15 protein-coding genes, 1 tRNA gene and 1 pseudogene are annotated in these 11,011 nt (G+C 68.2%); 2 read left to right on the forward strand and 15 right to left on the reverse strand.

The features are described from left to right. The 12 genes from K1Y73_RS19735 to K1Y73_RS19790 all read right to left on the reverse strand — a co-directional run. On the reverse strand, positions 1–285 hold a 285-nt coding region (locus K1Y73_RS19735), incomplete at its 3' end, for an urease accessory protein UreF (protein ID WP_318248263.1). Beyond that, positions 282–878, reverse strand: a complete 597-nt coding sequence (locus K1Y73_RS19740) for an urease accessory protein UreE (protein ID WP_225030012.1) — start codon at positions 876–878, stop codon at positions 282–284. The genes K1Y73_RS19740 and K1Y73_RS19735, both read right to left, overlap by 4 nt. 42 nt (positions 879–920) lie before the next feature. Next, positions 921–1,109 (reverse strand): hypothetical protein, encoded by a 189-nt coding sequence (locus tag K1Y73_RS19745; protein ID WP_225030013.1) that lies wholly within the window; start codon positions 1,107–1,109, stop codon positions 921–923. Between the two features lie 164 nt (positions 1,110–1,273). Beyond that, on the reverse strand, positions 1,274–3,016 hold the full coding sequence (gene ureC, locus K1Y73_RS19750; RefSeq protein WP_225030014.1) for an urease subunit alpha: 1,743 nt from the start codon (positions 3,014–3,016) through the stop codon (positions 1,274–1,276). 37 nt (positions 3,017–3,053) lie between these two features. Then, entirely contained in the window at positions 3,054–3,380 is a 327-nt protein-coding gene (locus tag K1Y73_RS19755) for an antifreeze protein (RefSeq protein WP_225030015.1), read from the reverse strand. Between the two features lie 15 nt (positions 3,381–3,395). Next, a complete protein-coding gene (locus tag K1Y73_RS19760; protein WP_225030016.1) occupies positions 3,396–3,791 on the reverse strand; it encodes a carboxymuconolactone decarboxylase family protein in 396 nt (131 codons plus the stop codon). Continuing rightward, entirely contained in the window at positions 3,791–4,606 is an 816-nt protein-coding gene (locus K1Y73_RS19765; RefSeq protein WP_225030017.1) for a cyclase family protein, read from the reverse strand. The genes K1Y73_RS19760 and K1Y73_RS19765 overlap by 1 nt, the downstream gene beginning before the upstream one ends. Positions 4,607–4,672: 66 nt before the next feature. Further along, the gene (locus tag K1Y73_RS19770) at positions 4,673–4,978 is read right to left on the reverse strand and encodes an urease subunit beta (RefSeq protein ID WP_225030018.1); all 306 of its coding nucleotides are present in this window, start codon (positions 4,976–4,978) and stop codon (positions 4,673–4,675) included. A 73-nt stretch (positions 4,979–5,051) separates the two neighbouring features. After that, complete coding sequence (locus K1Y73_RS19775; protein ID WP_225030019.1) at positions 5,052–5,354, reverse strand: urease subunit gamma; 303 nt, start codon at positions 5,352–5,354, stop codon at positions 5,052–5,054. 15 nt (positions 5,355–5,369) lie between these two features. Beyond that, positions 5,370–6,230: an urease accessory protein UreD gene (locus K1Y73_RS19780; RefSeq protein WP_225030020.1), complete on the reverse strand. Its 861-nt coding sequence runs from the start codon at positions 6,228–6,230 to the stop codon at positions 5,370–5,372. A 216-nt stretch (positions 6,231–6,446) separates the two neighbouring features. Further along, positions 6,447–6,522: transfer RNA gene (locus K1Y73_RS19785), tRNA-Thr, on the reverse strand. Between the two features lie 43 nt (positions 6,523–6,565). Next, the gene (locus K1Y73_RS19790; protein WP_225030021.1) at positions 6,566–8,248 is read right to left on the reverse strand and encodes an ABC transporter permease; all 1,683 of its coding nucleotides are present in this window, start codon (positions 8,246–8,248) and stop codon (positions 6,566–6,568) included. A 112-nt stretch (positions 8,249–8,360) separates the two neighbouring features. Here K1Y73_RS19790 and K1Y73_RS19795 point away from each other — a divergent pair, with 112 nt between their 5' ends. After that, positions 8,361–9,233: a hypothetical protein gene (locus K1Y73_RS19795; protein WP_225030022.1), complete on the forward strand. Its 873-nt coding sequence runs from the start codon at positions 8,361–8,363 to the stop codon at positions 9,231–9,233. 118 nt (positions 9,234–9,351) lie between these two features. Here the strand turns inward: K1Y73_RS19795 and K1Y73_RS19800 are convergent, their stop codons facing one another. Both K1Y73_RS19800 and K1Y73_RS19805 read right to left on the reverse strand, forming a co-directional pair. Next, the gene (locus tag K1Y73_RS19800; RefSeq protein WP_225030023.1) at positions 9,352–9,807 is read right to left on the reverse strand and encodes a VOC family protein; all 456 of its coding nucleotides are present in this window, start codon (positions 9,805–9,807) and stop codon (positions 9,352–9,354) included. A gap of 76 nt (positions 9,808–9,883) precedes the next feature. Continuing rightward, a complete protein-coding gene (locus K1Y73_RS19805) occupies positions 9,884–10,138 on the reverse strand; it encodes a DUF2312 domain-containing protein (RefSeq protein WP_225030024.1) in 255 nt (84 codons plus the stop codon). 198 nt (positions 10,139–10,336) lie between these two features. Here K1Y73_RS19805 and K1Y73_RS19810 point away from each other — a divergent pair, with 198 nt between their 5' ends. Then, the gene (locus tag K1Y73_RS19810) at positions 10,337–10,552 is read left to right on the forward strand and encodes a hypothetical protein (RefSeq protein ID WP_225030025.1); all 216 of its coding nucleotides are present in this window, start codon (positions 10,337–10,339) and stop codon (positions 10,550–10,552) included. 34 nt (positions 10,553–10,586) lie between these two features. Here K1Y73_RS19810 and K1Y73_RS19815 read toward each other — a convergent pair. Further along, a pseudogene (locus K1Y73_RS19815) lies at positions 10,587–11,011 on the reverse strand (hypothetical protein); the annotation flags it as partial.

Below are 11,011 nucleotides of genomic sequence, written 5' to 3' on the forward strand. Positions count from 1 at the left end.
GCCCTGTTCCTCGGTCTCGCGCAGGCGTTCGGACGACGGCGCCAGCGCACGGGCCAGATCGGCCAGCGCCGCCGGATCGGCGCCCTCGCGCAGGGTCAGCGCCAGCAGCACCGCATCCTGCCAGCCCGCGCCATGACGCAGCACGTCGGACAACCAGGCCTCAAGCGCCGCCGCATCGCGAACCGTGCCCTCGGCGATCACCTGCTCCAGCCCATGCGAATAGGCGAAGCCGCCGGTCGGAAAGGCCGGAGACAGGTATTGCACCAGCGCCAGAAGCCCGCTCACGTCGCCTTCTTATGGCCGAAGGGCAAGGACGGGGCCGCAGCAGCGGGGGCATGGAAATGCACATGCCCGTCGCCGTGATCGTGCCAGCCGAAGGTTTCGGGCCCGTGATCATGGCCATGCCCGTCCGGGCTGTGACCCTCGGGCCCGTGGCTGTGCCCCATGGTGCGGCCATGGCCATAGGCGCCGCCTTCCGGCGTGAAGGGCTCGGTCACCGGGGCAAGCGTGGCACCCAGACCGGCCAGCATGGCTTCCAGCACATGATCGGCGCGGATCAGCAGGCGGTCAGGCTCGATCTGGCAAGGCGTGTGGCGGTTGCCGATATGCCAGGCATAGCGCAGCAGATCCGGGCCGGTGATCTGCACCAGGCTTTCCTCGGCCGCGACAACCTGCACCGCGCGGCCGTCTTCCAGCAGAAAGCCCCAGTGATCGTCCATATTGGTGACCATGGGCAGATCGACGAGGAACCCCTCGTCATGCACCGTCACCAGCCGCCTGCGGCGCAAAAGCCGCTCGTCATAGCCCAGGACGACCAGATCATAGCAGCGCTCGGGCGCCGTGGTCAGCACGCTGCGGGCGGGCGGAAGGTCAGCCATGGCGGCCCCCTTCCCCGCGCCCCTTGGCGGCAGGGCCTGCGGTCAGATGTAGAAGCGCGGGCCCATGATGCGGTGCAATTCGCCCATGCGGGTCAGGCCGCGGGCGGCCAGGTCTTCGTCCGACATGGCGTTCAGCCGGCTGAGCGCGCGCATTTCGGGCCGCGCTTCGGCCATCGCGATCAGACGACCCCAGAACGTGGTCTTGCGGGCCGAGTTCAGTTTCGACGTCATGGGAAACCCCCTTGTCAGGTTGTTCCCCTCCCTGCCCCCTTGATGCTGCATTGCAGCATGCTCGGCAAGCCTGGGTGGCGTATAGCCGGCTTGCATCCTGGTCATGTCTTGTCGTCATCTTGCCGCCTTTGCCGGGCCTGCCCCGGCGCTTGCCCCCGGTTGGGTCAGTACAGGAAATAGCGTTGCGCCAGCGGCAGTTCGGTCGCGGGTTCGCAGGTCAGCAGCACCCCATCGGCCCGCACCTCATAGCTTTCGGGATCGACCTCGATCTGCGGCGTCGTGTCGTTCAGCTTCATGTCGCGCTTGCCGATGTCGCGGGTGTGTTCCACCGCCAGCACCTCGCGCGCCAGCCCGTAGCTGCCCTTCACATCGGCCTGCAGCGCCGCCTGCGAGACCCAGGTCACGGCATTCCTGACCAGCGAGCCGCCGAAGGCGCCGAACATCGGGCGGGTATAGACCGGCTGCGGCGTCGGGATCGAGGCGTTGGGGTCGCCCATCTGCGCCACCACGATCACCCCGCCCAGCAGAACCATTTCCGGCTTGGCGCCGAAGAAGGCGGGCGACCACAGCACCAGATCGGCGCGCTTGCCTTCCTCGATCGAGCCGATGTGCTGTGACATGCCATGCGCGATGGCCGGGTTGATCGTGTATTTCGCCACATAGCGCTTGACGCGGAAATTGTCGTTCTCGCCGGTTTCTTCCGGCAGCCGGCCGCGCTGGACCTTCATCTTGTGCGCGGTCTGCCAGGTGCGGGTGATCACCTCGCCCACCCGTCCCATGGCCTGGCTGTCCGACGAGATCACCGAGAAGGCGCCCATGTCGTGCAGGATGTCTTCGGCGGCAATGGTCTCGCGCCGGATCCGGCTTTCGGCGAAGGCCACGTCCTCGGGCACCTTGCGCGACAGGTGATGGCAGACCATCAGCATGTCGAGATGTTCCTCGATCGTGTTCACCGTATAGGGCATGGTCGGGTTGGTGGATGAGGGCAGAACGTTCTGGCTTCCCACAACCTTGATGATGTCGGGCGCATGCCCGCCGCCGGCCCCTTCGGTGTGGAAGGCGTGGATGGTGCGGCCCCGGATCGCGGCCAGAGTGTTTTCCACGAAGCCGCTTTCGTTCAGCGTATCGGTGTGGATCATCACCTGCACGTCCATCGCATCGGCCACCGTCAGGCAGCAGTCGATGGCGCCGGGGGTGGTGCCCCAGTCTTCATGCAGCTTCAGGCACGAGGCGCCGGCGCGGACCTGTTCCTCAAGCCCCGCGGGCAGGCTGGCATTGCCCTTGCCCGCGAAGGCCAGGTTCATCGCGAACCCATCCGCCGCCTGCATCATCCGCATCAGATGCCAGGGCCCGGGGGTGCAGGTGGTGGCCAAAGTGCCATGCGCGGGGCCGGTGCCGCCGCCCAGCATGGTGGTCACGCCCGAATGCAGCGCGTCGTCGATCTGCTGCGGCGCGATGAAATGGATATGCGCATCCATGCCCCCCGCGGTCAGGATGCGGCCCTCGCCCGCGATGATCTCGGTCCCCGGGCCCACGATCACATCGACGCCCGGCTGCGTATCGGGGTTGCCCGCCTTGCCGATCCTGGCGATCCGCCCGTCGCGCAATCCGATATCTGCCTTGTAGATGCCGGTATAGTCGAGGATCAGCGCATTGGTGATCACCGTATCCATGGCGCCTTCGGCCCGGGTAATCTGGCTTTGGCCCATCCCGTCGCGAATGACCTTGCCGCCGCCGAACTTCACCTCTTCGCCATAGCGCAGCGCATTGGCCTGGCCCGCGCTGCGCTCGGCGATCAGATCGCGCTCGACCTCGATGATCAGTTCCGTATCCCCAAGGCGCAGACGGTCGCCCCGCGTGGGGCCATACATGTCGGCATAGGCGGCGCGAGAAAGTGTGGTGGCCATGGGCGGTCCTGTCAGCCTGTGAAGGGTCGGGTTTCGATCAGTCGGGCGTGCCGGGGCCGCGCTTGGTCAGACGCTGGGCATTGGCGCGGGTGCGGCGGCGATAGGGTTTCAGCGCCTGGTCGGCCACGGCGGCGGGCGATTTGCCCGCCATCGTGGCGCGCGCGGCGGCAAGGCTGCTTTCGCGCACCGCGGCCAGCTTTTCGCTGAGCATGCGGTCGTTTTCCTGCGGCGTCACCCGCCACAGGCCCATCATGCCCGCCAGGCGCATGGCGATCACCGCCTGCGCCTCGGCCAGGGTCATGGCGCTGCGCACCGCAAGTTTCATCATCTCGGTCGGGGTCGAGAACGGGTTGAAAGGATACATGATCCGGGTTGCTTTCTATGCGAGGAACCGCTCATCCACCGGCACCTGAAGGGCCGTGGCAAGCGCATTCGTCTGGGATGCCATGGCAATCACCGCCAGAAGCTCTGCATGCATGGCAGGGCTCATGCCCTTGGCGCGGGCGCTGGCAGTGTGGGAATGGACGCAATAGCCGCAGCCGTTGGCGGCCGATACGGCGATGTATATCATCTCTTTGACCACCGGGTCCAGCGCGCCGGGGCCCATGACGCTGCCGACCCTGTCCCAGACCGATTTCAGCTGCGCCGGATCATGCGCCAGCACGCGCCAGAAGTTGTTGACGTAATCGGTCTGCCGCGTTTCGCGGATCTCGTCGAAGACCGCGCGGGCCTCGGCCGAGGCGGCCTCGTCGCTCAAAGCCGGCAACACCGCCATCACAGCACCGCCATGACGCGCGCCGGCCCGCCCGTGCCGCCCTTGTGCTTGGGCGCGCCGATGAAGATCGTGGCGCCGGTCGCGGGCAGCTGGTCAAGATTGGCCAGGTTCTCGATCCCGAAGCGCCCGCCGGGCAACCACGAGAAATGCACCGCGAAATCGGCCGAATTGCCGGGATCCAGCGACATGGTGTCAACGCCGATACAGGCCACGTCCAGCCCGGCCAGCATGTCGGTCGCAGCTTTCGAGAAACCCGGGAAAGCCAGCGCGCCATCGGGGGTGTTGCGGAACTCGGGCGTGGCGACCTTGGCCGCCCAGCCGGAATTGAACGCCACGCAAGACCCGGCCGGGATCGCGCCATGCGCGCTGACGAAGGCCTCGATATCCTCGGGCTCGACCATGGCATTGGCGTCATCCTTGGCCTTGGCCGTGATGTCGACGATGCACAGCGGGCAGACCAGCTTTTCCGGCGGCAGCGCATCGACCGAGGTGCCCGCTTCCGAAAAATGCAAGGGCGCGTCGATATGGGTGCCGGAATGTTCCCAAATCGTCAGCTTCCACAGCTGATAGCCCGACTCGGCGAATTTCACCGCGGGTTCGTACAGGATGCCGGGCTTGCCGTCGAAGGTGGGGAAGGTGTCATCCCAGGCATGGGTCAGATCGACCACCCGGCCCGAGGATTGCGCCAGTGCCGGGCGGGCGCTGGTCAGGCCCAGACCGGCGACGGCGGCCGTGGTGGCCGCGGCCCCGGAAAACAGCGCGCGGCGCGACAGCATATGCGATTTGACGGATTCGATCAGGCAGGCGTCACACATGGCAGTTCTCTCCCTCAAGCGGCGCCGCGGCGCGGGTGAAAAGACGGGGGCGGGCCGATGGCCGCGCTACAACTCTCCCATGACCTTCTGATTGAAGCCATAGACTTTGCGCCCGCCCGACAGCGGCACCAGCCGCACTTCGCGGCTTTGCCCCGGCTCGAAGCGCACGGCCGTCCCGGCGGCGATGTCCAGCCTTTTGCCGCGCGCGGCCGCGCGGTCGAAGTCCAGGCCCGGATTGGTCTCGGCGAAATGGTAATGGCTGCCCACCTGCACCGGCCGGTCGCCGGTATTCGCGACCATCAGCACCGTGACCTCGGCGCCTTCGTTCAGGGTGATTTCGCCTGCGGCGGGGAAAAGCTCACCGGGGATCATCTGCAGCCTCGCATGGGGCCCGGATCGGGCCGGGGATCGGAACGGGAAACCGGATGCGTATCATGCACCCGGCCTAGCGGATCGGATGGTGGACGGTGACCAGCTTGGTGCCGTCTGGAAAGGTTGCCTCGACCTGGACCGAGTGGATCATCTCGGGCACGCCCGCCATGCATTGCGCGGCGGTGATGACATGGGCGCCCGCCTCCATCAGCTCGGCCACCGGCCGGCCGTCGCGCGCGCCTTCCACGACGAAATCGGTGATCAGCGCCACCGCTTCGGGATGGTTCAGCTTGACGCCGCGCGCCAGGCGGCCGCGCGCCACCATGGCCGCCAGGCTGACCAGCAGCTTGTCCTTCTCACGCGGGGTCAGGTTCATCTTGGCCGTCTCTCCTTACATCTGCCAGACCCGCGGCAGCGGCGCGCCCTGCCGCAGCACCGCAAGTGCCCGCACCAGCTGACGCCGCAAGGGCCAGCCATCTGCCGCCATCATCCGCAGCATCAGCCGATCGGGCAAGGCCGAAGCCGCCGCCGCGACGCCGCTTTCGGTCAGAACCGCCCGCAGGGGGGCCAGCAGGTCGCCCGCCCCCGGCCGGATCAGCGCCACCGAGGCCAGCGCCCGCGCGCCGCGCAGCGTGGCCAGCCCGTCAAACGCCGCGGGGCATAGATGCAGCGGCTCCAGCCACAGCAGCCGCCCCGCCTGCCGCACCGCCCGCGTGTCGCGGAAATCCAGCGCCGAGACGGTCTCGCCCATCGCGATCCGGCCCAGGATGACGCTTTCCGCCAGCAGACAGCCGGCGCCCGCGCCCAGGGCCACCTCGGTTCGCCGCACCACCTGCGCGCCGTCGAACAGGATCGTCTCCTGCGGCAGCCAGTCCAGCCAACCGCCCGCGCCCACCGTCATCTCGACCGAGACCTCGGCCGGCCGGTCGGCGCGATAGGCGCGTTCGGCGGTCTGGGTGGTGGCGGTGGCGCGGGCGCCAGGGGCAAGATCCAGCGCATAGGCCAGCCGGTCGCCGCCGCACAGCCCGCCCGAGGTGTTCAGAAAGGCGATCTCGGCCCCTTGGGGCGTGAACAGCGGCACCGCCTTGGCCGAGCCGCTTTGATAAAGCCGCTCCAGCCGGGCGCCCTGACCCTGGCCTTGGTGCGGCGTGGGCCCCGCCAGCGTCACCCGCGCAAGCCCGACCGACCGTTCCAGCCGCGGCGGCGCGGAACGGCGGGTCGGATCCGAGGTCAGCAGGCTGTGCAGGCTCATATCCTTGCTTCTGTCATCTCGCGGCGCGGCCGCCAGCGCAAACCCGCCCCTACGCCGCCGCGCCTTTCCACAGCGCCCCGAGTCGCGCCAAACCGGCAGCAGGTCGCACAGGATTTAAGCACGGAAAGAACCCGCTGGCGACGGCAGAGGATCGGAACTGCCTTCACGCGGCGAGGGAGACCCTCGCCGCGGCGCGGGACGGCATGCAGCGGAAAGTGGTGCCCCCAGAGGGACTTGAACCCCCGACCCTCTGATTACAAATCAGATGCTCTACCAGCTGAGCTATAAGGGCACTGCCTTCCCATACCCTGCCCGGGGGGCAGCGCGCAAGCGGGTCAGGCGCGGTTGGCGCGGGCCAGAACCGCCACGGCGGCCAGGCCGATGCCCATCACCAAAAGCGCGGCCGGCGCGGCTTCGGACAGTTTCTCCAGCGAGGCCAACTCGAAGACCCGCGTCGACAGCGTGTTGAAGTTGAACGGCCGCAGCAGCAGCGTCGCCGGCAGTTCCTTCACGCAATCGACGAACACGACCAGCAGCGCCGTCAGCACCGAGCCGCGCATCATCGGCAGATAGACCTCGCGCAGCGCGCCGCCCGGCCCGCGGCCCAAGGATCGCGCGGCCATCGGCAGATTGGGCGAGACCCGGCCGAAGGCGCTTTCCACCGCGCCCTGGGCCACGCCGAAGAAGCGCACCAGATAGGCCAGCCCCAGCGCGAAAGCGGTGCCGGTGATCATCAGCCCCGGATCGGTGCCGGTCAGCGCCAGGATCGCATCGGCCAACCGGTGATCCAGCGCCGCCAGCGGGATCAGCAGCCCCACCGCCAGAACCGCGCCGGGCGTCGCATAGCCCAGCGTCGTCAGCGGCAGGATCCAGCGCCCCGCCGGACTGCCCGACAGGCGCAGGCCGTAGACCGCCAGCAGGGCTGCGATCACCGTGGCCAGCGAGGCGATGCCGCCCACGACCAGCGTATTGCTCAGCGCCTTCAGAAGGCCCGGCGCCATCCATTGCCCCGGCGCCTGGCTGCCATGATACAGCATCACCCCCACCGGCAGCAGGAAGCCCGCGGCAAAGGGCAGCAGGCACAGCGCCGTGGCGATCCAGCCCCGCCCGCCCCGCAGCGGCAGCCGCGCGATTGGCCGTTGCGACCGGCCCAGCCGGTGATAGCGCGCATTGCGGCGCGACAGCCGCTCGACCAGAACCAGCGTCACGATCAGCCCCAGCAGCACGCAGGCAATCTGCGCCGCGCCCCCGGCATTGCCGCCGTCCAGCCAGGTCGAGAAGATCCCCGCCGTCAGGGTCTGCACGCCGAAATGCTGGATCGTGCCGTAATCGGCCACCGTCTCCATCATCGCCAGCGCCACGCCCGCCGCCAGGGCCGGCCGCGCCATCGGCAGGCCCACCCGCCAGAACAGCCCCCAGGGCCCCTGGCCCAGGGCGCGCGCCACCTCATAGGTGCAGCCCGACTGTTCGCGAAAGGCCGCGCGGGTCAGCAGATAGACGTAAGGATACAGCGCCGCCGACAGGACCAGCCCCGCCATCCACAAGGACCGCGTCTCGGGGAACCAATAGTCGCGCGCCGAGGTCCAGCCCATCGCCGCTCGCAGCCAGACCTGCACGATGCCGCCATAGTCCAGCACATCGACCAAAGCGAAGGCGCCGACATAGGCCGGGATCGCCAGCGGAAACAGCAGCGCATGGTCCAGCCAGCGCCGGCCGGGAAAGTCATACATGCTGACCAGCCACGCCGCCCCCACCCCCACGGCCGAGGTCAGCACCGCCACCGTCGCCATCAGCAGCAGCGTCGTGCGCAGATAGCGCGGCAGCACCGACTGGGCCAGATGCGGCCAGATGTTCTCGGTCGGATGGAAGGCGATCCACAGCACCGACACCACCGGCGCCAGCACCAGCGCGGCAATCGCCAGCGCGCCCAGCGTCCACAGGCCGGGCAGCGGCCAGCGCCGGCGAAGCCCGGCCCGCGGCGGGGCCCCGCCGGGAAGTTGAGTGATTTGCTCGGTCATCGCCGGCCCGGTTACAGGAAAGCGGTTTATCTGTAAAGAAAACCTCGTATACTTACCGGGATTGGCCGCCGGAACCTCCGCGATGGCCCGAAGGGCTAAGCTGACTTACCGAATGCGCATCGTCTACCACCTGGGCGCCCATTGCACCGACGAGGAACGCCTGGTGCGCTGCCTCTTGAAGAACCGCAGCCGGCTGGCCGAACAGGGCATCGTCGTGCCCTCGCCCACCCGCTACCGCAAGCTGCTGCGCAGCACCGCCGTCGCGCTGAAGGGCCAGGCCGCCTCGATCGAGACCCAGGCGCTGGTCCTGGAAGAGATCATGGACGAGGACGTGGCCGACCGGCTGGTCCTGTCCTGGGATTCCTTCCTGTCCTTCCCGCAATGGGTGCTGCGCGACGGGCTATATGCCATGGCGGGCGAACGCATCCGCGCCTTCACCCAGATCTTCCCGCGGATCGAGGCCGAGTTCCATCTGGCGATCCGCAATCCGGCCACCTTCCTGCCGGCGCTGTATGAAAAGCAGAAGGGCAAAAGCTACGAAGAGTTCATCGAGGGGATGGATGTGCAGGCGCTGCGCTGGTCCTCGGTCGTGGCGCAGATCCTGCGGATGAACCCGGGCGTTCCACTGGTGATCTGGTGCGATGAAGATACGCCGCTGATCTGGCCCGAAGTGCTGCAGGCGGTCTCGGGCCATGACGATGCGACCGAGCTTGAGGATACGGACGAGCTGCTGTCGCAGATCATGTCGCCCGACGGTTTCGCCCGGATGCGCAATTACATTGCCACCCATCCGCCCGGCTCGGTGCAGCAGCGCCGGCGCATCGTGTCGGCCTTTCTTGACAAATTCGCCGTGACCGACCGGATCGAGATGGAATTCTCGCTGCCCGGCTGGACCGACGCGATGGTCGCCGAAATGACCGCCCGCTATGCCGAAGACGTGGCGCTGATCCGCCAGATGGACGGGGTAAGTTTTATCGGGGCGTGAGGGGGGCTGGCAGGCAGACGTCCTGCCCGGACCGAGGGGGATATCGGGTCGCCCCCTGTCGACACGCCCGGAAGAACCGCGTCACGACCTGAAGCGCGCCGTCTGATCTGCGCGCCGATCAGGGCGCCGGCGGGTCTGGCCGGAAGGGCTGTTCCAGTTCCAGAACATTGCCCTCGGGATCTCGGACATAGACGATCAGGCAGGGCGCCCCGGGTGGGCCGAAATCGACCACCTCGCCCTGCATCCTGCCGCCCGCCTCCAAGACGCTCCGGCAGGCCGCCTCCAGATCCGGAACCTCGAAGGCAAGATGCCCGAAGCCGGGGGCATTGACGGCCGGCATGCCTTGATCCGGCCCGGTGGCATATTCCAAGATTTCCAGAAACGGCCCCGGATCGTCGGGAAGGCCCAGCCAGACCGACCGGATATCGACCCCGGCCAGACCGTTCCCACGCCCGGCCACCGATGGGGACAGCTGCCGGGGCGGGCGCAGATCGACGACGCCGAACACCCGGCGATAGAAGTTCGAAAGCGCCGCGCCATCGCGGGCGGTCAGGCTGACATGCGACAGTTTCACCCTGCCCTGCCCCCAGAAAGCCAGGACACGCCACCAGCCGCGCGCGGCGCAGGAGGCAGCAAAGCCCGGCGCCGCCTCAGGCCATGCCCAGCGCGGTCTTGTACATTTCCAGCACCGCCTCTTCCTCGGCGATGTCGTCGGGCTTTTTCTTGCGCAAAGCCACGATCTTGCGCATCGCCTTGGTGTCATAGCCCCGGCCCTTGGCCTCGGCCATCAGCTCTTTCTGCTGCTCGGCAATGTCCTTCTTCTCGGCTTCCAGCTGCTCGAAGCGCTCGATGAACTGGCGCAGCTCATCGGCCGCAATTCCGTAGGCGTCAGAGGCGTCGGCCATGGCAAGGCTCCCTGTTGGCATCGGTGTTGGCATCAGTTCCGGGCGACCGGGATAGTCGGGGCGCGCGCGCCCTTCAACCCCCCATTCGCGCCACCCGCCGATCTTCGCCCGCGCCTGCGCCCCCCAGATCTGCGCTTGCGCGATGCCCGCTCAGCCGTTAGCCAGAGGCGGGAAGCCGCGGATGGAAGGAAACTCGGGATGCAAAGCCTGGTCTGGGGCGGGGCCCTTGTCTCGCTGATCGGTGTCGCGGGTCTGTTCTATTGCGTGATGCGGGCGCTGCGCGCGCGCCGGGCCGGCCTGCCGGACGAGGTGATGCGCGACGAATTGCAGCGCGTCGTGGTGATCAACATGGGCGCGCTGGCCGTGTCGGCGCTGGGGTTGATGCTGGTCGTTCTGGGCATTTTCCTGGGCTGAGGCCCGGGACGCACGCCCGGGCCAAGCCCGCCGCCTAAAGCCGGTCCAGATCGGCCAGACGCCGGCCCTCGGCCAGCATCCGATCCAACAGCGGCGCCGGCGCCCAAAGCGCATCCTCGGCCGCCCAGGCCTGCAGATCGGCGCGCAGCACCATCAAGCCGCGCCCTGCGGCCTGATGCATCGGCCCGCCGCGCCAGCGCGGGAAGGACCAGCCGGCGATCAGCGCATGGTCGATATCCGAGGGCCGCCGCGCCACCCTCGCCTCCAAAAGCCGGAAGCCTTCATTGGCCAGCGCCCCCAGCCAGCGCCGCAGCACCTCGGCCTCGCTCATGGCGCGCATCGCCGGTTCGGCAGCCGGTTCGGGCAGATCGGGCAAGGGCTGGCCAAAGCCGTCCAGCGCCGCTTCCAGCACCCGGCGCGGCACGCCCAGCGCCAGAAGCCGCGCCAGCGCCGCGCGCC

This window comes from Xinfangfangia pollutisoli, from assembly GCF_020179405.1.
Lineage (GTDB): Bacteria > Pseudomonadota > Alphaproteobacteria > Rhodobacterales > Rhodobacteraceae > Pseudogemmobacter > Pseudogemmobacter pollutisoli.